The organism is Bradyrhizobium sp. CAR08 (assembly GCF_052871955.1).
On record NZ_JBIXJX010000019.1, the window covers coordinates 1 to 25,546 of the forward strand.

The 25,546-nt window shown below is 64.4% G+C and carries 25 protein-coding genes and 1 pseudogene; 9 read left to right on the forward strand and 17 right to left on the reverse strand.

What is annotated here, in order from left to right:
• Positions 1-246 precede the first annotated feature (246 nt).
• From rnhA to ispH, 3 genes are read right to left on the reverse strand one after another with little or no spacing between them, the layout of a single operon-like run.
• Complete coding sequence (gene rnhA, locus ACIPUD_RS31275) at positions 247-711, reverse strand: ribonuclease HI (RefSeq protein WP_007597503.1); 465 nt, start codon at positions 709-711, stop codon at positions 247-249.
• Positions 708-1,691 (reverse strand): homoserine kinase, encoded by a 984-nt coding sequence (locus tag ACIPUD_RS31280; protein WP_085350802.1) that lies wholly within the window; start codon positions 1,689-1,691, stop codon positions 708-710. Before ACIPUD_RS31280 ends, rnhA begins: the two co-directional genes overlap by 4 nt.
• A gap of 6 nt (positions 1,692-1,697) precedes the next feature.
• Entirely contained in the window at positions 1,698-2,666 is a 969-nt protein-coding gene (ispH, locus tag ACIPUD_RS31285) for a 4-hydroxy-3-methylbut-2-enyl diphosphate reductase (protein WP_007597506.1), read from the reverse strand.
• Positions 2,667-2,919: 253 nt separating this feature from the next.
• Between ispH and ACIPUD_RS31290 the strand changes: the two genes are divergently transcribed.
• Positions 2,920-3,615, forward strand: a complete 696-nt coding sequence (locus ACIPUD_RS31290) for a DUF1013 domain-containing protein (protein ID WP_027565675.1) — start codon at positions 2,920-2,922, stop codon at positions 3,613-3,615.
• Between the two features lie 122 nt (positions 3,616-3,737).
• On the opposite strand, the gene ACIPUD_RS31295 is transcribed toward ACIPUD_RS31290, so the two are convergent.
• From ACIPUD_RS31295 to ACIPUD_RS31310, 4 genes are all read right to left on the reverse strand, one after another.
• Complete coding sequence (locus tag ACIPUD_RS31295) at positions 3,738-3,998, reverse strand: hypothetical protein (protein ID WP_018453135.1); 261 nt, start codon at positions 3,996-3,998, stop codon at positions 3,738-3,740.
• Between the two features lie 169 nt (positions 3,999-4,167).
• The gene (locus tag ACIPUD_RS31300; protein ID WP_446482196.1) at positions 4,168-6,090 is read right to left on the reverse strand and encodes a propionyl-CoA synthetase; all 1,923 of its coding nucleotides are present in this window, start codon (positions 6,088-6,090) and stop codon (positions 4,168-4,170) included.
• Between the two features lie 143 nt (positions 6,091-6,233).
• Positions 6,234-7,619 carry a tetratricopeptide repeat protein gene (locus tag ACIPUD_RS31305; protein WP_446482197.1) on the reverse strand — a complete coding sequence of 462 codons (1,386 nt, stop codon included), beginning with the start codon at positions 7,617-7,619 and terminating at the stop codon, positions 6,234-6,236.
• 133 nt (positions 7,620-7,752) lie between these two features.
• A complete protein-coding gene (locus ACIPUD_RS31310; RefSeq protein WP_204512519.1) occupies positions 7,753-8,511 on the reverse strand; it encodes a tetratricopeptide repeat protein in 759 nt (252 codons plus the stop codon).
• A gap of 94 nt (positions 8,512-8,605) precedes the next feature.
• Here ACIPUD_RS31310 and ACIPUD_RS31315 point away from each other — a divergent pair, with 94 nt between their 5' ends.
• Both ACIPUD_RS31315 and ACIPUD_RS31320 read left to right on the forward strand, forming a co-directional pair.
• Positions 8,606-10,183, forward strand: a complete 1,578-nt coding sequence (locus ACIPUD_RS31315) for a cation:proton antiporter (RefSeq protein WP_446482198.1) — start codon at positions 8,606-8,608, stop codon at positions 10,181-10,183.
• A 78-nt stretch (positions 10,184-10,261) separates the two neighbouring features.
• Entirely contained in the window at positions 10,262-11,032 is a 771-nt protein-coding gene (locus ACIPUD_RS31320) for a hypothetical protein (RefSeq protein WP_204512521.1), read from the forward strand.
• Between the two features lie 159 nt (positions 11,033-11,191).
• Here ACIPUD_RS31320 and ACIPUD_RS31325 read toward each other — a convergent pair whose 3' ends face one another.
• From ACIPUD_RS31325 to ACIPUD_RS31345, 5 genes are all read right to left on the reverse strand, one after another.
• A complete protein-coding gene (locus ACIPUD_RS31325) occupies positions 11,192-11,998 on the reverse strand; it encodes an SDR family NAD(P)-dependent oxidoreductase (protein ID WP_446482199.1) in 807 nt (268 codons plus the stop codon).
• 15 nt (positions 11,999-12,013) lie between these two features.
• Positions 12,014-12,391: a DUF1850 domain-containing protein gene (locus ACIPUD_RS31330; protein WP_198293337.1), complete on the reverse strand. Its 378-nt coding sequence runs from the start codon at positions 12,389-12,391 to the stop codon at positions 12,014-12,016.
• Entirely contained in the window at positions 12,388-14,499 is a 2,112-nt protein-coding gene (locus ACIPUD_RS31335; protein ID WP_018453127.1) for a TRAP transporter permease, read from the reverse strand. The genes ACIPUD_RS31330 and ACIPUD_RS31335 overlap by 4 nt, the downstream gene beginning before the upstream one ends.
• Before the next feature lie 161 nt (positions 14,500-14,660).
• On the reverse strand, positions 14,661-15,608 hold the full coding sequence (locus tag ACIPUD_RS31340; protein ID WP_018453126.1) for a TAXI family TRAP transporter solute-binding subunit: 948 nt from the start codon (positions 15,606-15,608) through the stop codon (positions 14,661-14,663).
• Between the two features lie 162 nt (positions 15,609-15,770).
• Positions 15,771-16,250 carry a hypothetical protein gene (locus tag ACIPUD_RS31345; protein WP_018453125.1) on the reverse strand — a complete coding sequence of 160 codons (480 nt, stop codon included), beginning with the start codon at positions 16,248-16,250 and terminating at the stop codon, positions 15,771-15,773.
• 194 nt (positions 16,251-16,444) lie between these two features.
• Here ACIPUD_RS31345 and ACIPUD_RS31350 point away from each other — a divergent pair, with 194 nt between their 5' ends.
• A complete protein-coding gene (locus tag ACIPUD_RS31350) occupies positions 16,445-16,747 on the forward strand; it encodes a hypothetical protein (protein ID WP_026232467.1) in 303 nt (100 codons plus the stop codon).
• A gap of 159 nt (positions 16,748-16,906) precedes the next feature.
• On the opposite strand, the gene ACIPUD_RS31355 is transcribed toward ACIPUD_RS31350, so the two are convergent.
• On the reverse strand, positions 16,907-18,121 hold the full coding sequence (locus ACIPUD_RS31355) for a hypothetical protein (RefSeq protein ID WP_018453123.1): 1,215 nt from the start codon (positions 18,119-18,121) through the stop codon (positions 16,907-16,909).
• A gap of 70 nt (positions 18,122-18,191) precedes the next feature.
• Positions 18,192-18,821, reverse strand: coding sequence for an NUDIX hydrolase (locus ACIPUD_RS31360; protein WP_018453122.1), 630 nt, complete (start codon positions 18,819-18,821; stop codon positions 18,192-18,194).
• A 66-nt stretch (positions 18,822-18,887) separates the two neighbouring features.
• Between ACIPUD_RS31360 and ACIPUD_RS31365 the strand changes: the two genes are divergently transcribed.
• The 4 genes from ACIPUD_RS31365 to ACIPUD_RS31380 all read left to right on the forward strand — a co-directional run bounded on the left by ACIPUD_RS31365 (position 18,888) and on the right by ACIPUD_RS31380 (position 22,719).
• Positions 18,888-19,313, forward strand: coding sequence for a PaaI family thioesterase (locus tag ACIPUD_RS31365; RefSeq protein ID WP_026232466.1), 426 nt, complete (start codon positions 18,888-18,890; stop codon positions 19,311-19,313).
• Between the two features lie 280 nt (positions 19,314-19,593).
• Positions 19,594-20,604: an aldo/keto reductase gene (locus ACIPUD_RS31370; RefSeq protein ID WP_018453120.1), complete on the forward strand. Its 1,011-nt coding sequence runs from the start codon at positions 19,594-19,596 to the stop codon at positions 20,602-20,604.
• Positions 20,605-20,617: 13 nt separating this feature from the next.
• Positions 20,618-21,931, forward strand: a complete 1,314-nt coding sequence (locus tag ACIPUD_RS31375; RefSeq protein WP_446482200.1) for a tetratricopeptide repeat protein — start codon at positions 20,618-20,620, stop codon at positions 21,929-21,931.
• 197 nt (positions 21,932-22,128) lie between these two features.
• Positions 22,129-22,719 (forward strand): hypothetical protein, encoded by a 591-nt coding sequence (locus ACIPUD_RS31380; RefSeq protein ID WP_204512526.1) that lies wholly within the window; start codon positions 22,129-22,131, stop codon positions 22,717-22,719.
• A gap of 38 nt (positions 22,720-22,757) precedes the next feature.
• Here ACIPUD_RS31380 and ACIPUD_RS31385 read toward each other — a convergent pair.
• A pseudogene (locus tag ACIPUD_RS31385) lies at positions 22,758-22,885 on the reverse strand (oleate hydratase); the annotation flags it as partial.
• 270 nt (positions 22,886-23,155) lie between these two features.
• Here ACIPUD_RS31385 and ACIPUD_RS31390 point away from each other — a divergent pair.
• Positions 23,156-23,476 (forward strand): hypothetical protein, encoded by a 321-nt coding sequence (locus ACIPUD_RS31390; RefSeq protein ID WP_018453118.1) that lies wholly within the window; start codon positions 23,156-23,158, stop codon positions 23,474-23,476.
• 73 nt (positions 23,477-23,549) lie between these two features.
• Here ACIPUD_RS31390 and ACIPUD_RS31395 read toward each other — a convergent pair whose 3' ends face one another.
• Together ACIPUD_RS31395 and ACIPUD_RS31400 are read right to left on the reverse strand one after the other, a co-directional pair.
• Positions 23,550-24,821 carry a flavin monoamine oxidase family protein gene (locus ACIPUD_RS31395; protein WP_085348314.1) on the reverse strand — a complete coding sequence of 424 codons (1,272 nt, stop codon included), beginning with the start codon at positions 24,819-24,821 and terminating at the stop codon, positions 23,550-23,552.
• 10 nt (positions 24,822-24,831) lie between these two features.
• Positions 24,832-25,542: a RibD family protein gene (locus ACIPUD_RS31400; protein WP_377788602.1), complete on the reverse strand. Its 711-nt coding sequence runs from the start codon at positions 25,540-25,542 to the stop codon at positions 24,832-24,834.
• Between the last annotated feature and the right edge of the window lie 4 nt (positions 25,543-25,546).

The following is a 25,546-nucleotide window of genomic DNA, read 5'->3' on the forward strand; positions in this document are numbered from 1 at the left end:
GACTGATCCCGAACCGCCGGCACAACTCCCGCCGGTTCGCCCCTTCCTGCAACGCAAGCCGCACAAACTCCCGTCGCTGATCCATCACCGACACCTCGTTCCAGGGCATGGAAGGCCTCCCGAATCGACCATTCCAGCCCAGTTTGAAGTGTCAGCTATGTCTCCGAACACCTGTCAGTGATCTGTCCGGTCTAAACATCAAGCCGGGCGATGACGGCGGAGCATGAGCAAGAGCGCCGATCCGCGCTACTCCGCCACCCGCGCCTGTAACCGCGCCTTCACGATCCCGTCGCGCGCGAGCTGGTCGGCGCGTTCGTTCTCGGGATGGCCTGCGTGACCTTTGACCCAGTGCCAGCGCACGTCATGGGCCTTCAGCGCGGCATCCAGGCGCTGCCATAGCTCGACATTCTTCACCGGCTTCTTGTCGGCGGTGCGCCAGCCGTTGCGCTTCCAGCCGTGGATCCAGCCGGTGATGCCCTGACGGACATATTGGCTGTCGGTATAGAGATCGACCGTGCACGGCTTCTTCAGCGCTTCCAACGCGGAGATCGCCGCCATCAATTCCATCTGATTGTTGGTGGTGTGGCGCTCACCACCGTTCAGTTCTTTTTCCTTGTCGCCGAACTTCAGGATCGCGCCCCAGCCGCCGGGCCCCGGATTTCCCGAGCAGGCGCCGTCGGTGTAGATCGTGACAATCGGAAGCTCGCTCACGCCACCAGCCCCGACGGCATCAGCCCGTAGTCGCGCACGCTGGAAACGCTCTGGTGGAAGCGCAGCTTGCGGACATATTCCAGCGGATCCTTCGGCCGAACCAGCGCGCCGGGCGGAACGTTGAGCCAGTCGACCAGCCGCGTCAGCAGGAAGCGCATCGCGGCGCCGCGCGCGAGCAGCGGCAGCGCGGTCTCTTCCGCCTCGGACAGCTTTCTCACCCGGCCATAGGCATTGAGGAAGGCCCGGGCCTTGGTCACGTTGAAGGAATGATCCGGCTCGAAGCACCAGGCGTTGAGGCAGATCGCGACATCATAGGCGAGCCAGTCATTGCAGGCGAAAGTGAAGTCGATGATCCCCGAGAGCTTGTCGCCGAGAAAGAAGACGTTGTCGTTGAAGAGGTCGGCGTGGATCACGCCTTCGGGCAGCTGCGTCGGCCAGACCCCGCTCTCGAGGTAGTCGAGCTCGTGGCTCAGGAACGCGCGCAGGCCGGGCTGCACCTCGTCGGCCCGCTGTGACGCGGCATCGAACAGCGGCCGCCAGCCCGGGACCGACAGCGCGTTCGCGCGCCTGATCGCGAAATTCGCGCCGGCCAGATGCATCCTGGCGAGCCCCTCGCCGACGCCGGCGCAATGGACCGCGTTCGGCTTGCGCGGCCAGACGCCTTCGAGAAAGGTGATGATCGCGGCCGACCGGCCCGACAGCTCGCGCAACGCCTCGCCGTCCGTTCCCTTCACCGGCAGCGGGCAGTTGACGCCGTGCTCGGCCAGATGCGTCATCAGCGCGAGGAAGAACGGCAGATCGTTCTTCGCCACGCGCTTCTCATAGAGCGTGAGGATGAACGACCCCTTGGTCGTATGCAGCAGGAAGTTGGAATTTTCGACGCCCTCGGCGATGCCCTTGTAGGAGAGCAGTTCACCGAGATCGTATTGATTGAGGAAGTCCGCAAGCTCGTCGGCGGCAACGTCGGTGTAGACCGCCATGAAGGTCTACTCGGCGGCGGCTTCGGGGCGCACCTGGCGCGGCAGCGGGAAGAACTCGTTCTCTTCCGCGGCCGAGACCGTCTCCACATGCAGCGTGAAGCGTTCGGCGAACGCGTCCATGATCTCCTCGACGATCACTTCCGGTGCCGAGGCACCCGCGGTGATGCCGAGGCTGGTGATGTTCTCGAACCGCTTCCAGTCGATTTCGGTGGCGCGCTGCGCCAGCACGGCGATCGGGCAACCCTCGCGTTCGGCGACTTCGCGCAGGCGCTGCGAGTTCGACGAGTTCGGCGCACCGACCACGATCAGGGCGTCGACCACCGGCGCCACTTTCTTCACCGCGAGCTGGCGGTTGGTGGTGGCGTAGCAGATGTCTTCCTTGTGCGGCCCGTTGATGTTCGGGAAGCGTTCCTTCAGGAGCGCCACGATCTCCGCGGTGTCGTCGATCGACAACGTGGTCTGGGTCACGAAGGCGAGGTTGTTCGGGTCCTTCGGGGCGATGGTCTTGGCGTCCTCGGCAGTCTCGATCAGGGTCACGGCGCCGGTCGGGAGCTGGCCGAGCGTGCCCACCACCTCCGGATGATGGGAATGCCCGATCAGGAAGATCTCGCGGCCGCGCTTGAAATGGATCGCGGCCTCGCGGTGCACCTTGGTGACCAGGGGGCAAGTCGCATCCAGCGAGAACAAATTGCGGGACGTGGCGTCGGCGGGAACCGATTTCGGTACGCCATGGGCCGAGAACACCACCGGCGCGGTGGTGTTTTCCGGGATCTCGGCGAGTTCCTCGACAAAGATCGCGCCCTTCTTCTTCAACCCATCGACGACATACTTATTGTGCACAATCTCGTGGCGAACATAGACGGGGGCGCCGTATTTATCGAGCGCCCGTTCCACGGTGTCGATCGCCCGGACCACCCCGGCGCAGAAGCCACGGGGAGAACAAAGCACGATCTTGAGGTCTGGTTTGGCTGACATTGAGCGATCTCGGGACCGAATCACCTCGCCAAATGGGAGGGAAGCGGTCGATGGATGAACAGGGCTTGGGTACGGGCTTACAGAGACTTCAGAGGGAATTGGGCCCCCTTTCGGGCGCTGTCAAGGCACTATCTATAGCAGAACCATTGCGTGGCTAGCCCCTCCGGGCTTATATAGCGCGAATTCCCAGTCATCGCTGATGACCACCGGTTTCGCCTCCAAAGGGGTGGGCGAAGCACAAAGGAGATTTGCCATGAGCAACGCACCTCTGATGCCCAAGGCGACCGCCGTCTGGCTGCTCGACAACACCGCGCTGACCTTCGATCAGGTCGCCGATTTCACCAAAATGCACCCCCTCGAGGTGCGCGCGATCGCCGATGGCGACGCCGCCCAGGGCATCAAGGGCATGGATCCCCTTTCCAATGGCCAGTTGACCCGCGAGGAAATCGAGAAGGGCGAGAACAACCCGGACTACCGGCTCCGCCTCCAGGAGAGCAAGGTGGTGCTGCCGCCGCAGCCCAAGCGCAAGGGCCCGCGCTACACCCCGGTCTCGCGCCGCCACGAACGCCCGAGCGCCATCCTCTGGCTGCTGCGCAACCATGCCGAGCTCAAGGACGCCCAGATCATGCGCTTGGTCGGCACGACCAAGAGCACGATCGCCAGTGTCCGCGATCGCACCCACTGGAACACCTCCCAGCTGACGCCGATTGATCCCGTCACCCTTGGCCTCTGCTCGCAGATCGAGCTTGATTTCGAGGTCGCGCGCGCGGCCAAGGAAAAGCCGATCGACGCGGCCTATGGCGGCGCCACTTTGCTGCCGGCCTCCGAAACCACCAAGAAGGACGAGTACGAACCCGCGGAGAGGTCCAGCGACGATCTCAACGTCGATGCCGTATTCGCCAAGCTGAAGACGCTCGGCGGCAAGAAGCAGGACCAGGAGGAGGAGTAATCCTTCCGCTCTTCAGTCGTCATCGAATGCAAGCGCGGCGGGGAAACCCGCCGCGTTTTTTAGTCTGACGCAAGAAGCTTCAGCAACCTCGTCATTGCGAGCGCACCGGCGCAGCGCAGCCTTTATGGCCGGTCCGGATGGTTCAGCATGTATTCGCCGAGGTCGCGCTGGCGGCGGTCGGCGCGGGTGGTCGCGGAACTGCGCTGGACGTCGCGGTCCTTGCGGCAGGCCACGTATTCGGGCGATCCGGCCGCATAGCCGCGGCTCTGGCAGACCGCATCGTCATCATCGCCGCCCATCGCCACCGGCGTCTGGTAGCGCGCGGAGCAGGCGGAGAGAATGAGGCCCGCAAATGCAATCGCTAGAAACGGCTTCGAATTCATGGCAGGCCCTTCATCCTCATGGTGAGGAGCCCGCGCAGCGGGCGTCTCGAACCATGCAGGCCAAGCTGCCGCAGCGGGGCCTTTCATCCTTCGAGACGCGCGCCAGGCGCGCTCCTCAGGATGAGGATTGAGCGGAAAAATGCGGCCTATTCAAGCCCCATTGCAAACCTCACACCCGCCCCTTCAGCGCATCGCCGATCTCGTCCAGCACCTTGGGGTCCTCGATCGTCGCCGGCATGGTCCAAGCTTCACCATCTGCGATCTTCTTGATCGTGCCGCGCAAGATCTTTCCGGATCGCGTCTTGGGCAGGCGGCCGACGGTGATGGCGAGCTTGAACGCGGCAACGGGACCGAGCTTGTCGCGCACCAGCGCGACGATCTCCTTCTCGATCTCGGCCGGGGCCCGTTTCACACCCGCCTTGAGCACCAGGAAGCCGCAGGGCACCTCGCCCTTGATCGCGTCCTTGACGCCGAGCACGGCGCATTCAGCGACATCGGGATGCGAAGCCAGGATCTCCTCCATGCCGCCGGTGGAGAGCCGATGGCCGGCGACGTTGATGATGTCGTCGGTGCGGCCCATGACGAAGACATAGCCGTCGTCGTCCTTGTAGCCGGCATCCGACGTTTTGTAGTAGCCGGGGAATTCGGTGAGATAGGCTTCCTTGAACCGTTCGTCCTGATTCCACAGCGTCGGCAGACAGCCCGGCGGCATCGGAAGCTTGATGACGATCGAACCCATGGTGTTCGGACCGACCGGCTTTGCCGCTTCGTCGACCACGTCGACCTGATAGCCCGGCATCGGCACCGTCGGCGACCCGTGCTTCACCGGCAGCTGACCTAAGCCAACCGGATTGCCGGCGATGCACCAGCCGGTTTCGGTCTGCCACCAATGGTCGATCACAGGCACTTTCAACTGCTGCTCCGCCCATTCCACCGTCGGCGGATCGGCGCGCTCGCCGGCCAGGAACAGCGTGCGGAACGTCGAGAGGTCGTATTGCCGGATGAATTTTCCTTCCGGATCTTCTTTCCGGATCGCGCGGAACGCGGTCGGCGCAGTAAAGAAGGCGACGGCCTTGTGCTCGCTGATCACGCGCCAGAACGCGCCGGCATCGGGCGTGCCGACCGGCTTGCCCTCATACATGATCGAGGTCGCGCCATGCAGCAGCGGGCCGTAGACGATGTAGCTGTGGCCGACCACCCAGCCGATGTCGGAGCCGCACCACCAGACCTCGCCCGGCTTGACGCCATAAATGTTGAACATGGACCATTTCACCGCGACGAGATGGCCGCCATTGTCGCGCACGACACCCTTGGGAATGCCGGTCGTGCCTGACGTATAGAGGATGTAGAGCGGATCGGTAGCGGCGACGGGCACACAAGGCGCCTTCTTGCAGTCGTTCATCGCCTTGCGGCGCAGGCCCGCCCAATCATAGTCGCGGCCGGGCGTGAGGGCGCAGACGAGCTGCGGACGTTGCAGCACGATGCAGGCCTTCGGCTTTGCCCCCGCAAGCCTGATCGCCTCGTCGAGCAGCGGCTTGTACTGCACGATCCGGCCGGGCTCGATGCCGCAACTCGCCGACAGAATCAACTTTGGCTGCGCATCGTCGATGCGGGTGGCGAGCTCTTTCGCGGCAAAGCCACCGAACACCACGGAGTGCACCGCGCCAATGCGCGCGCAGGCGAGCATCGCGACGACGGCCTCGGGGACCATCGGCATATACAGGATGACGCGATCGCCCTTGGCGACACCAAAATCCTGCATGATGGCGGCAAGCGCCTGCACTTCGGCCAGCAGTTCGGCGTAGGTGAATTTGGTGACGCTATTTGCCAGCGGCGAATCATGGATCAGCGCGACCTGGTCGGCGCGGCCGCGTTCGACCTGACGGTCAAGCGCGTTGTAGCAGGTGTTGACGACGCCACCGCTGAACCAGCGGCCGTAGACGCCTTGCGAGGGATCGAATATCTTTTTCGGTGGCTCGATCCAGTCGATCTCCTTGGCCACCTCGGCCCAAAAGCCCTTGGGGTCAGCCAGCGAGCGCGCATAAACCTCGTGATAGAGACTTTTTCCGTCGATGTTTCCTCGGACGTTCATTCCCGCGCTCCCGTTCCCTTATTCGCCTGGCCTTGACCTTGTTGCAGGACAGACGTCCCGCCATGACAGGGATCAAGTACCGGCCTTGTTTGAGGGGTATTTTCCCGGGAACGGGCCGCGGTTCAAGCTGAAAAGAACAATGCTCAGCTATCCATCGCATTCAGCCGCTGCAGCCGCTCCTGCATGACCTTCCTGAGATCATAGCCGGGGCGGCCGAAGCTCGTATTGCGGGTGGTGAGGAAATCGCGCTGGGTGCGACGGAGGCCGCCGGCGAAGCGGGACCCGGCCGATTTCAGCACGCGCTCGTAGGTCTCGGCGATATGGCGATCGAGCACCCCCAGCAGCGGATCGGCACAAATCACCTTCTCAACCTCGCGCTTCGCAGTGGCACAATCGAACGACGGGCCATTGTCGGAATTCGCCGCGAGTGGCCGCAGCGGCTCGCCGCCGAATTTCGCAATCTCCGCGATCATGGCACGGCGGCCGGCGGCGGCGTTGTCGTTGCCGGGATCGAGCCGCAGCGCGGTCTCATAGTCGGCCAGCGCCTTCCTGCGTTCGCCCATCTTCTTGTAGAGCACGGCGCGGTTATTGTAGGTCTGCGCGAAATTCGGATCCAGTTTCAGCGCGGCCTCGTAATCGCTCAGCGCCGCGCCAAGCTCGCCCTTCAGGTGGTAGGAATCGCCGCGGTTTGTGAAGAAATTCGGCCGCGGTGCCAGCCGGAGCGCCTGATCGTAATCGGCAATCGCCTTGTCGTACTCCCCCATCGCGGCCAGCGCCAGCCCGCGATTGTCGTAATATTCGGGCACTTTCGGATCGAGCCGGATCGCCTCGCCGTCGTCGGCAACCGACTTGTCGAGCTGGCCGAGCTTCTTGTAGGCGGCGCCACGATTGGTGTAGCTGCGCGGCCGGTTCGGATCGAGGCGCAACGCCTCGCTGAGATCGCGGATCGCCTTCTCGTTGTCGCCGCCGAGATAATAGGTCACGCCGCGGTCGGACCAGGCCTGTGCATTGTCAGGCTTCAGCCTGATCGCCTGGTCGTAATCGGCAAGCGCGCGGTCGAGCCGGTGCTGGTTGGTGTAGACGACGCCGCGCAGCTCGTAAGATTCCGAATCCTGCGGATCGAGCTCGATGGCCTTGCTGAGGTCCGCCGCGGCGCGGTTGAGATCGCCGCCGGCCTCGCGCAGGAGATCGCCGCGCAGGCGCCAGGCTTTTGCGTTCTTGCCATCGAGTGCGATGGCGCGATCGATATCTCGCAGCGCCTGCGTGAGGCCGCCCGAGGTTCGCGCATTGGCGTCGGCGCGCACCAGCAATGCCGCGGCGCGATCGAGGGATGGATTCGAGGCCTGGTCGATGATGGCGCTGCAGGCCGGGATCAGCTCAGCCGGAGCGGCCTTGCTCCCGATTACGCAATCGACGCCGGCCGAAGCAGGGGCGACGAGAACGACGCTCATTGCCGCGCTGAGCAGGAGCGAGCGAAACGAGATTTTTGCAAACGAGAGCATTTGCGCGGAAGGATGCGTGCCGCACATGGCATAGGGCTCCGGGACATCAGGCTTTCACCATTGTCGCGGCAGCCAAAGAATCGGTTCAAATCGAGGCGTGCCAGCGGCGCACCGATCCCTTCCCTCCTTCGTCCCGCTCTTACGAGCGAGACGAGGAGCCTCAATACCCGTCCACCCCGTTGAGCCGCTGCAGCCGCTCCTGCATCGCCTTCTTCAAATCGTACCCCGGCCGGCCGAACCCGGCGTTGCGGCGGGCGATGAAATCGTCCTGCTCGCGTTGAAGCGCCTTCGCTTCGCCTGCATTGCGGGCTTCGCGCAACACGCGCGCGTTGGCGGCAAAGATCTCGCGGTCGAGATCTGCGAGCTCGCGGTTGGCGCAGATCGCCTTCTCGACGGGACGGCGCACACCCTTGCAAATGAAACTGGGCTTGCCCGCGACTGCCATCTGCGCGCCGATCCGCTCGATCTCGCGCGCCATCGCCTTGTGATTGGGCTTGGCCTTCTCGTGGTTCGGATCGATTTTCAACGCCGCGCCGAAATCCTGCACCGCCTTGGGCTTGTCGCCCTTCCTTAGCCAGAGTTCGCCCCGCGCGTTGAAGATATCGGCGAGACCGGAATCGAGCTCCAGCGCGCGGCTGTCGTCGGCGATCGCGCGGTCGACTTGGTCGTGCCGCGCATAAAGCCCGCCGCGCGCGATCAGCGCCTTGATCAGGTCCCCTTTCGCCGTCTTCTCGTTGTCGATCACGGCGGCGCAGGCCGTGGCGGCCTTGTCGATGTCGTCGGCTGCGGCAGCCGCGAGGCACGGCGCGATGTCGACCTGCGGCACCGCGGCCGGCTCGCCGCCGGTCGCAGCATGAGCCGCAACGAACGAGAGCGCAAAGAGCAACCCGACGCCGGACCATTGAATGAGAAAACGCATGCTCGCCACAGTTGGAAAGTCTTGAGTTAAGGTCCCCTTGAGGTCTTGCCTTGGGGCCGCACTATCCATCAAACGGCCGGATTGGTGCTAGCTTGTGGCGCCGCTCAAATCGGCTTCGGGGATCAACGTGTCGACATTCGAATGGATCATCGTGCTTCTGCTCGGCGCCGTTGCATTATCGGCGCTGGCGCGACGGATCAAGGTCCCCTATCCAACCTTTCTCGCAATCGGGGGCGCGCTGATCGCCTTTGTGCCGTCCAGCCCGTCCTGGGCGCTGGAGCCCGACCTGGCGTTGGCTCTTTTTGTCGCACCGGTCCTGCTCGATGCCGCCTTCGACACCTCGCTGCGCGATCTCCGCAACAATTGGGTTCCGGTCTCCACCCTCGTCGTCGCCGCGGTCGGCCTGACAACGGCCGCTGTGGCCTACGTCGCGCACCGGCTGATGCCTGATATGCCCTGGGCCGCCGCGGTTGCGCTCGGCGCCATCGTGGCCCCGCCGGACGCGGCCGCCGCGGTCGCGATCCTGAGCCAGGTGAAGCTGCCTCACCGGATGGTGAAGGTCCTGGAAGGCGAGAGCCTGCTCAACGACGCGACCGCGCTCCTGATCTATCGCATCGCCGTCGGAGCGATCGCCACCGAGCATCTGGCATGGAGCCAGGTCGCGCCAACCATGGCTCTGGCGCTGGTCGGCAGCGTCGTTGCCGGCTATCTCGCCGCGCGAGTCATGCCACTGGTGATCGTGCGGATCACGGAGGCTCCCAGTTCGATCATCATGCAATTCGCCACCACCTTCATGGTCTGGATCGGCGCTGAACATCTCGGCCTCTCCGGCATCCTCACCATCGTCGTGTACGCCATCACGATGGCACGCGCTGCACCCGCCCGTATGCCGGCGCGGTTGCGGGTACCGTCCTACGCGGTGTGGGATACGATGGTGTTCGTGCTCAACGTGCTCGCGTTCATGCTGATCGGCATGCAGATGCGGCCGATCTGGACGCGGCTGGACGCGGACGTGCGCTGGGACTATTGCCTGGCCGCCGCCTGGATCCTTCTCACTGTAGTCCTGGTCCGGCTGGCCTGGGTCACGTTCTACCGCACGACGCTACGCACGCTGGTGGCGCACGGGATCTATCACCCCAAGGATCCAAAGCAGGTCGCCTCCGCCAAGGGCGGCCTCATCATCTCCTGGTGCGGCATGCGCGGCCTCGTCACGCTCGCCACCGCCTTTGCCTTGCCGGAAAACTTTCCGCATCGTGACTTCATCGTCTTCTCGGCGTTTGCGGTCGTGCTCGGCACGCTGGTCGTGCAGGGCCTGACCTTGCGGCCGCTGATCCTGGCGTTCGGCCTCAAGGACGACAATCCCGTCGGCATCGAGGTCGCGCGCGCCCGCGCCGTCGCCTATCGCGCGGCGCTCGACGCGATCGAGGACGATCCGTCGGAGGAAGCCGAAATCCTGCGGCTCGAATATCGTGCCATCCTGATGCAGGCCGACGACGATCCCCATGGTGGCATCACCAACGGCGAATTGCCCGCCGATCCGCTGCGCCGCCGCGCCATCGAAGCCGCGCGAAAACCGATCTTCGACCTCCGGGCCACCGAGGTGATCGGTGACGACGCGTTTCACAGGATCGAGGAGGAGCTCGATCGCGCGGAACTGAGCGCGGGGGGTTAGATTTCGTCATCCCGACAAGCGCCCTGCACAGGTGGCTAGGGGTTTGAACCAAACGCCGCCTCTCCAGACTCATCCCTCATGACGACCCTGATCGACGACCGTCGTGTGCGCGCGCGAGATGCGTCGCCCGCACGATATTTCTATCTCCACATGGCACTGGCCTGCGCGGCCACCGCCTTTCTCGGCTTCGCACCGACCTATTTTGTGCCGCTCGCCAACCGGACATTGTCCGCAAGCCCCGTCATTCATTTCCACGGCCTGTTGTTCTTCACCTGGTCTCTCTATTTCGTGATCCAGACGTGGCTCGCCGCCTCAGGCCGCATGGTCAATCACCGTGCGCTCGGCATCGCCGGCGTTTCGCTCGCGACCGCGATGACGATCTTCGGCTTCCTCGCCTCCGTCCATGTGATGCAGCATTCCGCGGCGCTCGGCCAGAAAGAGGCCGGCATCGCCTTCTCGATCGTGCCGATGAGCGGGATCGCGTTCTTCGCTGGTGTATTCGTGCTCGCGATCATGAACACGCGAAAGCCGGAGATTCACAGACGCCTGATGCTGCTCGCGGCGGTCTCCATCCTCGATGCCGCGATCGCGCGCTGGTTTCTCACTTTCCTCGCGCCTTCGGGACCGCCAGGGCCGCCGCCGGTGCCCGTCACCATCGCGCCCGCGATGGTCGCTTCGCTGCTGCTCGTCGTCGCCATGGTACGCGACTGGCGTACCGCGGGCCGAGTGCATCCAGTCTACATCACCGGCACGCTCGCGCTGCTGGCGGTGAAGGTGCTGAACTGGCCGATCAGCGAAACGGCGGCATGGCATTCATTCGCCGGCGGGATTCTGGCGCTGGCGCAATGATGTCGTCCTGGCGAAAGCCAGGACCCATTACCCCGAATGCCGAATGTTGAAGAAGCCGGAGCCGCCAACCTTTGTCAAACTTCTCCCTGGGGTTATGGGTCCTAGATCAGCGCTCGTTACGCTCGCTTGTCCAGGACGACGGCGAACACGGAACGACGCCTAGGCCCCCGCCTTGCACGTGATCCCGCCGTCCACCACGAGCTCGATGCCCGTCACATATTTCGCTTCGTCCGAGGCCAGGAACAGCGCGGCGTTGGCGACGTCGAAAGCGTCGCCCATGTGGCCCATCGGCACTTGCGCATCGCGCGCCCGCCACATCGCTTCAACATCGCCCTTGGCATAGCTGTTCGCAAGACCTGCGGAATGTTCCACCATCGGCGTCTTCATCAGGCCGGGCAGGATCGCGTTGACGCGGACATGGTGGCGCGCGAACTCGATCGCGGTGGTGCGGGTCATCTGGTTCATCGCCGCCTTCGAGGTGCCGTACGTGACGTAGGAGATGCCCATGTGGCGGATCGAAGCGATCGAGGAGATGTTGATGATCGAGCCACCGCCCTGTTTCACCATCACGGGGATGACGTGCTTCATGGCGAAATAGGCGCTCTTGAGGTTGACGCTGAAGACCCGGTCCCAGCTTTCCTCGGTCACTTCGACCACGCTGCCCATCTCGGCGATGCCGACATTGTTGTCGAGCACGTCGATGCGGCCGTAGGCCTTGAGGCATGCCGCGACCATCGCCTCGACCTCGCGCGCATGCGAGACGTCGGCCGTGAACGCGCTCGCCTGGCCGCCTTCGTCCGCGATGATCTTCACGGTCTCCTCGGCGGCCGCGCCGTTGCGATCGACGCAAAACACCTGCGCACCCTGGCGGGCAAAGGTGACCGCGGTGGCCTTGCCGTTGCCCCAACCAGGCCCGATCGAGCCGGCACCCACCACCATCGCAACCTTGCCGTCGAGCCGACCCATCGCGTGTCTCCCTTATTATTGTTCTTTGCAGACGATCATCTTTGTGACGTTAGCACCAATGGGATGACCGACAATCTCGGACAACGTCCGGCACTTGCCGTCATGGCATAGCCGCCATTCGCCAGCCGCGTCCGAATTGCCCAGCACGACCTCCGGCATCGGCGCGCGCGCGGGCCTCCATTGAAACCAGCCGTCAACGAGGCGCGCCTCGGGCGGCGGCTCCATGCCGGGGCCGGTGCCCTTCACGCGTGCCTGCACCAGTTCGAGCCCGGCGGGGGTGACGCGCCAGTCTTCCTGCCAGTCGACCTTCGCGATCGAATGCGTCCACACCAGTGTGAACGCGGACAGCGCCAGCGCCTTCAGGCCTGAGGCTGTGACGAGGCAGAGGCTCACACCGCCTCGACCGGCGCCGGCGGACGCCGCCGCCACTGCCACAGCACGATCGCAGCGGCGAGCAGGAAGCCCGCGGTGTCGCTGAACGGGAAGTCGCCGAGCAGGCACAGCGCGGCACCGAGCGCGACCAAACGTTCGAGGAACGTCAGGCGCGTGAACAGGAATCCGATCGCGACCATGCCGAACAGCGCGATCGCCACCAGCGCCTTGACAGTCGCCAATGCCACCGCGCCGTAGAAGCCGAGCTTGGCCGCCATGGGATCGCCGCCCTGCAGCATCAGCGCCGGCGAATAGACGAAGATGAAGGGGATGACGTAGCCGGCGAGCGCGATGCGCATCGCCTCCCAGCCGATCTTGTCCGGATTCTCCTTCGCGATCGGTGCTGCGGCAAGCGCGGCCAGCGCCACCGGCGGCGAGAGGTCCGCCATGATGCCGTAATAGAACGCGAACATGTGGCTTGCGATCAGGGGCACACCCAGTTTGGCCAACGCGGGCGCCGCGAGCGCTGCCGTGATGATGTAGGTCGGGATGGTCGGGATGCCGGTGCCGAGCAGGATCGACAGCAGCATGGTCATGATCAGCGCCAGGAACAGGCTCTTCTCGCCGAGACCGATCACCCAGCCGCCGAAGATGGTGCCGACGCCGGTCTGCGACATCATGCCGATGATGACCCCGACGATGGCGCAGGCCATGCCGACGGTGATCGCGGATTTGGCGCTTTCAGCCAAGGCATCGCGGCAGGCGCGCAGGGCGGAAAATCCGCCACGCACGAACGCAGTGATCACGATCAGCGCGACGACGACGCCTGCGACCGGCACGATCTGAAGGCCGTCGCGCGAGAGCGCCGCGACGACGAGCGCGAGCCCGATCCAGAAGACATAGCGGATCGCCATCGAAGACGCGCCTGTCGTGATGGCGGTGCCAAGGATCAGCGCCACTGTGAGCGCGAGGCCCATGCTGCCGGCATAGAGCGGCGTAAAACCTTCGAACAGCATGTAGACCAGCGCCGCGAGCGGCAGCACGAGATACCAGCGCGTCACCAGGGCCTTCCAGGCGCTCGGAATCTCCGAGCGCTTCATGCCGGTGAGCCCGTGCTTGCCGGCCTCCAGATGCACCATCCAGAAGGCGGAGGCGAAATAGAGCATCGCGGGAATCGCGGCCGCCTTCACGATCTCAGAATATTGGACGCCGAGCGTCTCTGCCATGATGAAGGCAACCGCGCCCATCACCGGCGGCATGATCTGCCCACCCATCGACGCTGTCGCCTCGACGCCGGCCGCGAACGCGCGGCGATAGCCGAACCTGATCATCAGCGGAATCGTGAACTGGCCGACGGTGACGACGTTGGCGACGCCGGAGCCGGAGATCGTGCCCATCATGCCCGAGGCGAACACCGCGACCTTGGCCGGGCCGCCGCGGGTCCTGCCGAATAACCCAAGAGAAACGTCGGTGAAGAGCTGGATCATGCCGGCGCGCTCCAGGAACGAGCCGAACAGGATGAACAGGAAGATGTAGGTCGCCGAGACGTAGATCGGCACGCCGTAAAAACCTTCGGTGCCGAACGACAGATGCGTGACGATCTGGTCGAAATCATAGCCGCGATGGTTGAGCGGTGACGGCAGATACTGGCCGAAGAACCAGTAGACGAGACAGGCGCCGCACATCAGCGGGAGCGCTGCGCCCATCAGCCGCCGCGTGCCCTCGAAGATCAGGACGGCGAGCAGCGTGCCGACCACCAGATCGAGGCGCGTCGGATCGCCGTCACGTGCGATCAGATCCGCATAGAAGATCCATTGATAGAGCCCGCACAGAAAGCCCATGCCGCCGATCAGCCAGCCGATCGCGCGGCCGAAATCGCTTTTGGCGGTGAAGTTGCCGATCAGGCCGAAGGTGAGGAGAATGAGGAAGCCGACATGGACGCCGCGCACCACCTGGCTCGGCAGATAATTGAAGGCCGCGACATAAAGCTGGAAGATCGCGAAGGCGATGCCGATCCAGTAGGCGAGCGTGCCCCACCAGCCCGGGCCAAAGCCTTCCGGAAAACCGTGCTCGAAATTGTCGAACTCGACCTTGATGGGCTCTTGAGCGCCCTCTGCCTTCTCCAGCATTTCAACCCATCCCCAATCGTCGAGCGCTTATAGCATTGGCACGGTCCATCCGCGCCGTCATGCCCGGGCTTGTCCCGGGCATCCACGATCTTTCTCGCCTGGCCTTAGAACGTGGATGGCCGGGACAAGCCCGGCCATGACGTCCGATAACGAGGCCGACGTTACTTGATCAGCCCCTTTTCCTTGTAATAGCGGATCGCGCCGGGGTGCAGCGGAACCGGGCTGCCGCTGGCGGCCGTCTCGAGCTTGATCTCCTTGCCGGCCGCATGCGCGTTGGCGAGTTCGGGCAGCGACTCGTAGACCAGTTTTGTCATCTGGTAGGCGAGATCGTCCGACACCGCCGAGCTGGTGACGAGGTAGTTGACCACCGCCGCAGTCGGCACGTCCTTGTCCTGCCCGGTGTAGGTGTTGGCGGGAATGGTCGCCGCGATGAAGGGCAGGCCGATCTTGTCGACGGTCTCCTTCGGCACCGACACCACCACGATCGGGCTCGAGGTCGACAGATCCTTCAGCGAGGCCACGCCGAGCCCGGCCGATTGCAGCGTCGCGCCGAGCTGGCGGTTCTTCATGAGGTCGACGGATTCGGCAAACGGCAGATACTCGACCTTGCCAAGATCCTTGTAGCTCATGCCGGCCGCCGCCAGGATGGCGCGCGAATTCAGCTCCGTGCCCGATTTCGGCGCGCCGACCGACAGGCTCTTGCCCTTGAGATCCGCAAGCGTCTTGATGCCGCTCTCGGCAGTCGCGACGATCTGGATGTAGTTCGGATAGATCGCGCCGATCGTGCGCAGCTTGTCGAGCTTGGACTTGAAGCCTGCTTCCTCGTCGCCATCCCAGGCCGCTTTCAGCGAGTCACCCAGCGTGAACGCGATCTCGCCGCGACCCTGCTGGAGCAGGATCAGATTCTCGACCGACGCCTTGGTGGCCTGCACCTGCGTCTTCACGTTAGGAATCTTGTCGCCGTAGATCTTCCCGATCGCGACCCCGAGCGGATAGTAGACGCCGGAGGTGCCACCGGTCAGCACATTGATAAAGGATTGCGCCTGCGCGCAAGGTGCCGAGGCCGCCAGAGCAAGAGCCGCGGCCACGCCGAAAATCGTTCGTTTCATGATCTTTCTACTCCCCAAACCGGCCGGAAGTTGGCCGGATGAGGGGGGCGGGTCAACCCATCCAAAAGTCAAAACAGGACTGCAGTAAATGGCTGTGCTGGTTCGATTTTTGGGGAACTCGCCAGGTGCGGCGAGGTGGCGCAGCCAGGTCTGGTCAGCCCCTCACTGGAAGGTCATGTCCAGGCATTTGGAGATGTCGGAGCCGAGGCCGGAGGAGATGATGATGCAGCCGCGCACCTTCTGCGCGCCGACGTCGGCGGCCCACACCGAGTAGCCGCCGGGGCCGAAGAACGAATTGGTGTTCGGCGGCTCGGTCTCGGTCGCGTCGAAATCGTAATGGCCGTCGGTGTCGAAGATGCGCGGCTTCTTGGTACAGCCGCCGTCGGTCTGGACGTTGATGACTTCCTTGTTGTCCCGGGTCAGCGCCAGCGAGACCTGACAACGGAAATATTCCGAGGTCTTGGTGTTGAAGAGGTAGGTGTATGACTTGCAGGTCGCGGTGTTCAGCTTGCCCGGGGCCAGGCCGCGGCTGCACGAGATCCTCTGGTTGTGGCTGAGCTGGTAATCATCGGCACGGGCGGCCGGCGCGAGCACCGTCAGCAACAGGCCGGCGGCCCAGCAAGCTTTAATGACGAGGTTCATTCGAATCATCCCCTACCCAATGTTTTTGTCGAATTGCGTTCTAGACGGAAAGCGGAACATAGTCGCGCGGGGACGAAGGGAAAATCACAAACTGCTCGGCAAGACGTGATGCGCTGCGGCGCTTTCGCAAATTGACCTGGAAGCGCCGTTCGTGATTTGTTCAAGCCGGGAGCCTCGATGGGGAGGATAGGGTGATGGCATTTTCGACAAGGATATTTTTGGTGACGGCCGTGCTCGGCGCGTTCGCTGCACCCGCATTGGCGCAGACCGCTGCAACACCTTGGGAGCTCAAGCCCGACACCGGCTACGCCTATGACAAGGACGGCAAGACCTTCTCCTACAAGATGGGCACCAGCAATGCCGGCGAACTTCTGAAGGGCGCCAAGAAGGTGCCGAAGGGCACGCTGTTCTTCCTCGGCCACAACGGCCAGCTCTACATGCGCAGCGGCCCGTATCTGGAAGGCGACGGCAAGTTCAAGTTCGGGTCGGATCAGTAGGGCGAGGTCGCGGCGACGCCACACACTGCTGTCGTCCCGGCGAAGGCCGCGACCCATACCGCGTGATCCCTCGATTGCGTACGGCCGCAGTACCGAACGACCGTCCTCCCAAACTATGCCCTGTGGTAATGGGTCCCGGCCTTCGCCGGACGACGCCGCCTAAAACGCCCCCGCCAGCTCGCGCGCGCCGGCGTTGTTGCTGTTGCTGTCCATCCTCGTATCCGTCACCGCCAGCAGCTTCGCCACCGTGTTGTGGCGGATCGCGACCGGGTTACGCTCGTAGCCGCCGCGCTGGAAGAAGTTCGAAGTCGGCACCTGCTCGCGCATTACCTGCGGCATTGTCACCATGTCGAGGCCGGTGCCGTCGCCGGTGAGGTTCATCATCTCGAGCTCGGCCGCGCTGAGCGGGCGGTTGTAGCCCTTGGCACGCGCGAACAGCACCGAGGTGAGCAGCTTGTGAGTCTGCAGCATCGGCCCGATATCGATGTCGAGCACCATGGCATGCATGGCCCAGCCCTGCGCGGTGTTGCCGATCTTCTCGTGCTCCGACCAGGTGTCGGGCACCGACTTGGCGTGCGCCACCATTTTCTTGAGCACAGTGAGCTTGTGCTCGAGCGACTGACGCGCCGGGCCTGAGGTCCGCGCCACCTTGTCAGAGAGAGCGCGGATGAATTCATGGCCTTGCTCGGCCAGCAGCTCGACGCTGTTGGTCGTCAGCAGCTGGTTGTAGCCCATCGCGGTCGAAATGGCGCGCTTGCCGCCATGTTCGATTCCCGCCTGCACGTCGTAACTGCCGGTGCCGCCGGTCTCGAACGCGTAGACCCGCACCGCCTGCTCGCGCGTCAGCCCCGAGGCCAGCGCGTAGCGTGCATAGACGCGCTTGAATTCGACTTCGTTGGCCGGCCGCTGTGGCGTGAACTGATAAAGCTCCTGCGCCGCGCGCAGCAGATCGGCGACCACCGGGATCGGCTTTTTCGTCGGGCGGTCCGGGGTTTCCTCCGGCTCCGGATTCACCGGCCGTTTCGGCCCGTTATAGAGCGGCGGATGCTCCAGCACGTAATCGTCGAGCGTGACCTGCTGCCCGCTGCGCCGCTTGGCATTACGGCCTTTCCGCTTCTCGGAGATCTGACTCCAATAGGCGCCGGCTTCCTCGTCAAAGGCCGCGCGCGCCGCCTGATACTCCTGCAGCTTGCGGCGATATTCCAGCACGGCGGGCGACACGCCGCCTTGCGCAAAGAACTGCGACAACAGCTGGGCATTGGCATTGCGGACGGCCGGCGGCAGCGCGTCGGATTCGCCGCCGCGCACGGCAGGCGCGAGCAGGACGAGCGCGAGTGGAACCAGTCTCACGGCATTTCGAATCGATTGATGCATGCTGCCCTCTTAGCAGGCATCCGGTAACTGTCACGTTAACGCGCCGTTTACCTCGTTTTCGCCCCTCGCATCATTTCCAGGCGAATACCGGCTGTTCCAGCTCGGTGACGCGGGTGTGCCGTCCTGCCAGCACTTCGCGGAACTGGTAGATCAGGGCCGCCGTCGGTGCGTGAATCAAGCTCGACTGATGATGGAAACGGATCACACGGCGCGTGCTCTCGGGGATCGCGACGAAATCGAAGGCGTCGGCGCGCTCGACCGTCGCAAGCGCGATGCGATGGACGGAGGCGACCTCGTCCGGGTTTGGTTTGATCGCGGCACTATCGGCGGCCCAGACCACGACCGGCGTGATCAGATAACCGGAGCGGGTCGGATAGTCATCGAGCGTGCCGAGCACCTCCGCGCCGGTGAGGCGCAGGCCAAGCTCCTCGTCGAGCTCGCGCAGTGCCGCCTGGACCGGCGTCTCGCCGGCATCGCAGCGTCCGCCGGGAAGAGCCCATTGGCCGCGATGGGCGCGCAGATGCGATGCGCGCAGCGTGAGCAGGAACGCCGTGTCATCGCGCTCGCTGGCTGCGGTCAGCGCAATCACCACAGCGGCACGCTTCAACGCCGCCGGCGCCTCATCCTCCGGCAGCCGCGTGAAGGCCGCACAGGCAGCCGCGATATTCCGCCGTGTGGCATCGTCGAACGGTCTCATCATGCTTGACTACACCACGTCCGGCCCCGATGAAACGAGATCGCACGACCCGCTCAGGAAATGGACGACATGACCAACAAGACCGCCGCGAGGCTGAAAGCAGACGGCTGGACCATCCTGGAGACCACGGGCTTCATGCACCTGATCGGCCCATTGTGGGAGCGCAAGGTCGACGGCCAGTACGAATTCGCACTTGCGACCGAGGACAAGCACCACAATCGCCGCGGCATGGTCCAGGGCGGCGTGATGATGACGTTCGCGGACCGTACCTGCGGCATGACTGCCCGCTATGTCTCGGGCAAGGAGTTCATGGCGACGGTGCAGCTCGACACACATTTCGTCGAAGCCGGCCAGATCGGCGACATCCTGATCTCCCGCCCGCGCGTGGTGCGCTCGACCCGCAGCCTGATCTTCATGAGCACCGAGGTGACGGTGGACGGCCGCTGCGTGGTGATGGCCAATGGTGTGTTCAAGATCTTGAAGGGGCCGGGGTAGGAGCGATACCCACCGCTGTCATTCCCCGCGCAGGCGGGGAATCCAGTACGCCGCGGCTTCTCGATTGAACTACAGCCCTCTCGGAATACTGGATCGCCCGGTCAAGCCGGGCGATGACAGCTGAGAGCGTAGCAAGCATCTCCGCCAACCGCGTCATTGCGAGCGCAGCGAAGCAATCCAGACTGCCGCCGCAGACGCATCTCTGGATTGCTTCGCTGCGCTCGCAATGACGGAGTGAGACGGTTATGCTGTCGCCAGAAGAAGCAGCAAGGACGCGCCCATGCAATACCGCCAACTCGGCCGCAGCGGCCTGAAAGTGTCGCCGATCTGCTTGGGCACCATGATGTTCGGCGGGCCGACCGATGAAGCCACCTCAAAGCGGATCATCGCGAAGGCGCACGAGGCCGGGGTCAATTTCATCGACACCGCCGACGCCTATTCCAAGGGCGCATCCGAACAGGTCGTGGGACGCGCCATCGGCAACAACCGTCACGCCTGGGTGCTGGCCACGAAACTCGCCAATCCCATGGGCGACGATCCCAACCGTGTCGGCCTGTCGCGACGCTGGGTCTTGCAAGCGGCGGATGAGAGCCTGAAGCGGCTCGGCACCGACCACATCGACATCTATTATCTGCACAAGGAAGACCATTCGACGCCGCTGGAGGAGACGGTGCGCGCGATGGGCGATTTGATCCGCGCCGGCAAGGTGCGCTATTTCGGCGTCTCGAACTACCGCGCCTGGCGCGTCGCCGAAATCTGCAACATCTGCGACCGGCTCGGCATCGACCGGCCCGCGGTGAGCCAACCCTATTACAACGCCATGAATCGCATGCCCGAAGTCGAGCACTTCCCGGCCTGCTCCTATTACGGCCTCGGCATCGTGCCCTATAGCCCCCTGGCGCGCGGCGTGCTGACCGGCAAATACACGCCCGACGCGGCTCCCGACAAGGAGACGCGCGCGGGCCGCAATGACACCCGCATGATGCAGACCGAATGGCGGCCGGAATCGCTCCAGCTGGCGCAGGAGATCAAGGCCCACGCCGAGAAAAATGGCATCACCGCAGGCCAGTTCGCGGTCGCCTGGGTGCTGAACTCCGCCTTTGTCTCCTCGATCGTTGCCGGCCCGCGCACCGAGGAGCAATGGGACGGCTATACCGGCGCGCTCGACTATCGCTTCACCGCCGAGGACGAGGCGCTGATCGACAGACTGGTCGTGCCGGGTCATCCCTCGACGCCAGGCTACAACGACCCGGCCTATCCGATTGAAGGACGTCGCGCGCGGACGGCCTGAGCCGGAGACAAGAATGGCCCTCGAAGATCGCTACGGCCTGCCGCTCTCTACCTCTTCGCCCAAGGCGGCGTCCGCTTATCGCGAAGGCGTCGACCTCATGCTCGCGGGCTGGACCGGCACGGCGGAAACCTTGGAGTGCGCGATTGCGGCCGATCCGGATTTTGCGCTGGCCCATATCGCCCGCGCCCGCCTGCATGGCTTCTATCAGCAAGGCGATCTGGCACGGCAGAAGGCGGCACTCGCCCGTGAGCTCGTGGCGACACGCGGCACGGAACGCGAGCGTTCGCATGTCGAGACGCTGGCGCTTTCAATTGAGGGCCGGCTGCCCGAGGCAATCGCGGCGACGATGAAGCACGTCGAGGCGTGGCCGCGCGATGCATTGGTGCTGTCGCTGCCGCTCGGCGCCTTCGGCCTGTTCGCGTTCTCCGGCATGGCCGATCACGACCGCGCGCGGCAGGAGCTGTGCGAGCGCGTCGCGCATGACTATGGCGAGGATTGGTGGTTCCTCACCATGTACGGCTGGGCGATGACCGAGAACGGCAATGTCGGTCGCGGCCGCGGTGTCACCGAGCGCGGCTTCGAGCTGCGCCGGCAGAATGCCCATGCTGTGCACGCCGTGCTGCATGCGATGTTCGAGGACGGTTCGATCGAAGCGGCCGACCGGCTCGTCGACGACTGGATCCCCTGTTACGACCGCGCCGGGATCTTGCACGGCCACATCCGCTGGCATCAGGCGCTCGGCGCGCTGGAGCATGGCGATGCCGCGCGGGCGCTCGCGATCTATGCCGATGTGCTGCAGCCAGAGGCCACACAGGCGCCGCCGCTCAATCTCGTCACCGACGGTGCGTCACTGCTCTGGCGCCTGTCGGCTTACGGCCACGCCGTGCCGAGAGCGCTCTGGGTCGAAGCCGATGCCACCGCGCAAAGACTGTTTCCGAAATCGAGCCTGCCCTTCGCCGATATCCACATGGCACTGTTCGCAGCCGCAACGCAAAATCGCGAGGCGCTTGTCGCGCGGTTGACCGCGATCGAGCAGCGGCTCGCCGATGGCAAGCTGCCGGCCGGCCCCGTCGTGCCGGCGGTCTGCCGCGCGCTGGCAGCCTTTGCGGACGAGGATTACGCGGCATGCGTGCAAATGCTCGCGCCGGTCCTCGACGAGGTCGTGCGTCTCGGCGGCAGCCACGCCCAGCGCGAGTTGATCGAGGACACTTTTGTCGTTGCCCTCATGCGCAGCGGCGACCTGCCGCGCGCCCGCGCCCTGCTCGACGCCCGCCTGCACCGCCGCCCATCCTTGCGCGATACGCGCTGGCGGGCGGCTATGGGGTAGCCCCGCCACGAAAAAAACACTGGCCTGACGGCAAGTGCTGGCCGGGAATGGGTTGGGCGATATGGGCGAATTGCCGTTGGGGTGGCGCGGTGGTATTTCAGACGAGTCCGGCAGAACAAACGGGATCGCAACCAATTTACGGTTCGCTGGTTATCCGACGGGACTTTTCGGTCGTTCCCTGGCATGTGAGCCTTCCGATGCGCCTCTGCCGCCCCATCCTCGCTGCTGCCCTCGTCCCCACCTTGGTCCTCTTGGCAAGCCCTTGTTTTGCCGAGTCTTCCGCGCCGATTCCCGTCAACAATCCGCCCGGGCAACAGACCGCCTTTATCGACTTGCTGGCGCTGATGTCCGGCCACTGCAAGACGTTGAAGGTTGCCGGCCGCACCTTCCCCTGCAAGACGGTCGCCTACGCTCATGGTGACAAGGGCCGGGTCAATTTCACGGTCGCGGTCGACGATCCCGCTGATGACAATCACGTCGTGTCGTTCTCCGGCGAGAACGGCAAGCGCGCCGACGACAATTCCTACGAGCTGCCGATCGACCGCATGCTGCTCAACTCCAAGGACCGCCCCAAGGTCGACGGGCTGCCGGTGCCGGCCGAGCAGACCTCCACCGGCCTCTGCCGCCAGACCGGCAATTTCGCCGCCAAGAAGGTGAACGACGTCACCTGCTCCGCGACCGACAGCGAGGGCCGGAAGTATGAACTCCTGTTCGTCTCCGACGGCACGCCGGTGAGCGTGCGCCGCATCAGGCAGTCGGCGCCGTCGATCCAGGATCCGTTCAAATAGCTCCATCCGTTACGTGAACGCCTTTCCAGCGTCGCGAAGAAGGCGAGATTGACGGAATTCCTGGGCACCGGCAGCGGTCGGCCGCGCTGCGCGGCATGAACATGCTGGTGATGTAGGGCATGCGGCAGGGAATGCAGATCGCATCCTCGAAGACGCCAGGGTCGAATTCAGATGGCCGCGCACCAGCTGTGTGTCGAAGCCGAGATTGCTCACCGACGAATTCGCGCGCATCGTCACCACCGATGACGTGATTGCGTCATTCGCGGCAGAGTGATGGCAGAGTTGCGATCACGCCGGTGATGCGACAATAGATCTCACGAGACGCACGCAGCCGCGCGAACCGGACCAATGTAACTGCGTCGTTTCGACGCCCGCACTGGCCGGAACGTGCCGGATGACCATGTGTTGTCACACGACATTCAACCGGAGTGATGACATGAAGTATCTCTTTGTCGCGATGGCCGTCGGTGCTGCGGCGCTTGTCGGCGGATCCGCGGCGAACGCAGCCAATCATTCAAGTGCGAAACAGAACGCGCCAGCCGCCCAGTCAACCGATATCAGCGCGCAGCACAGGCACCACCATCACGGCTATCGCCATCACTGGCGTCCTCACCACCATCATGGATTTCATCGTCCGCACTACCGGAGCTACGGCTATTATCCGCGGCACCACGGCTATTACGGCGGTGGACCGTACGGGTATTACGGCGGCGGCGGTCCCAGCGTGACGTTCGGCTTCGGCGGTAGCCGCTGGTAAGACGAAAGGCAGCAAGACGAAAGGCAGCAAGACGAAAGGCTCGCGAAACGCGGGCCTTTCTTTGCTCGTCAGCCTATTCCCGCAAGATTATGCCCGCCGTCTGTTGACCGCTCGCCAGCGCCGCTTCGACTGTACCCATGTCGGCTCCGCGATAGAGCGCCTCGCCGGAGAACAGCACCGGACCGTCGGCGCGCGCAAGGATCGTTTGCGCCTCGCGCGTTCGCGGCGTCGCCCAGGAATAAGCGCCGCGGGCGTAGGGATCGTGCGCCCAGTTTGTCGCGACCGCGATGACGAGTTCGCGTGCGAGGTCCTCGCGCGACAGGCCAAAGACGATCGCAAGCGAATCGAGCCCGGTATCGATCAGCGCTTGCGGGTCGAGACGCGACAGCGCTGCCGTGCGCGGGCCGCCGAACCATCCGGTCAGCACGGGATGCCGGTTCGGATATTGCGTCCACCACACCGGGATGGCCTGGTCGGACAAAAGGAAGGCCATGTCCGCGAGCTCTTCCTTGCGCTCACGCCACCATGGCCGCCTGAAGCGCAGCAGGATTTTTATCACGTTACCGAAGCCGATATCGTCGGCCGCCGCCGCCTTCGCGCGCGCGCGGCTCGGCAGCCCGATCTCGCGCAACAACGGCAACGGAACGGTGATGATCACGCGATCGCAGCCCTGCACGTCGCCGCCGACACAGCGAACGGCGATCGCGCCGCCCTCCTCCTCGATCGCCGACACCACGCAGCCGAAGCGAAACGTCACGCCAAGCTTGCGGCACTCGGCTGCCAGGAAGTCGATCATCCCACCATAGCCGCCCTTGATGCGCGCCTGCGGAGAGTGCCCGCCAGCCATCCATTCCTCGCGCAGCGCCAGCGTGGAGGCGGACTCGGGATCGGCCGCATCATAGCCCTCAACCATTCGCTCGATCGAATGGCGCAGCCGCGCATGCTCATCCCCGGCAAAATGCCGGCGCAGGAAATCGGCGACGGTGAGGTCGTCGTTCAATTCCCGAACCACGGCGTGCAGCTCAGCCTGATGCGGATCGTGGCGATCCTCGCGCACGATGTCAGCGCCGTCAAAGCCCCATCGCTCGCCCTCGATCTCCTGAAGGGACAGCCCGGCTTCACGCAGCAACGCGCGCGTGACCGGCGCCTCGCCGTGGACGAATTCGGCGCCGCCGTCGGCGGGGTAGCCGAACTCCGAAGCAGGCAGCGGATGGATGCGGCCGCCGCAGCGCTCGCGCGCCTCCAGGATTGTCACGGTCCTGCCCGCGCGCGCCAGCTCGCGCGCCGCCATCAGACCGGCCGCGCCGGCACCGACAATGACGATATGCTCGGATGTTGCCGACATCTCGGTGCTGTTACTTGCCCACGGCCTGCGGATCGTTCTGGATCAGATAGCGCAGCAGCAGGACGCCGCCACCGACATCCCGCGTGCTCTCCAGCGTCATCGCGCTCAGTGGTGCGCGCCGGTCGCCGTCGGAGTCCGTGGAATCGAACACGAATGGCGCGCCCTTGGCGCCGTCGATCGCGGGACTGAGGATCAGGTTGAACTCGTCGATCAGGCCGGCACGCAGGAACGCGCCGTTGGCGACGCCGCCGCCCTCCACCAGCAGGCGCTTCACGCCGAGCTCGCGGTTGAGGATGTCCAGCGTCAGCGCGAGGTCGATCTCGGACTTGCCGGCAAAGATATAGGACACGCCCTCGCCGCGGAGCCCCGCGAGATGCGAATCTGCGACGCTCTCGGTCAACACGACGACGATCGGATCGCCGCCGATATCGGAGCGGCCCCAGCCGATCTTGCCCTGCGCATCGAGCACGACGCCATAGGTTTTCGCGTCGCGTCGCGCGAACCAGTTTTCGCGCGGAAATTTCGCGTCCGCCGTCGTGGGATAGGGCTCGCCCTTGGCGAACTCCGAGCCGGTGATGCGGCCGATCACCCAGGCGTCGCCGCCGAGCTCGTCGTGGATCTTCTCGAACCAGTCCGTTCCTGCCCCCTTCGGGCGCCAGCGGCTCGGATGGGTGCGGCCGTCCAGACTCGAATGCATCAGGCAGATGACGTAAGGCTTCATGCGT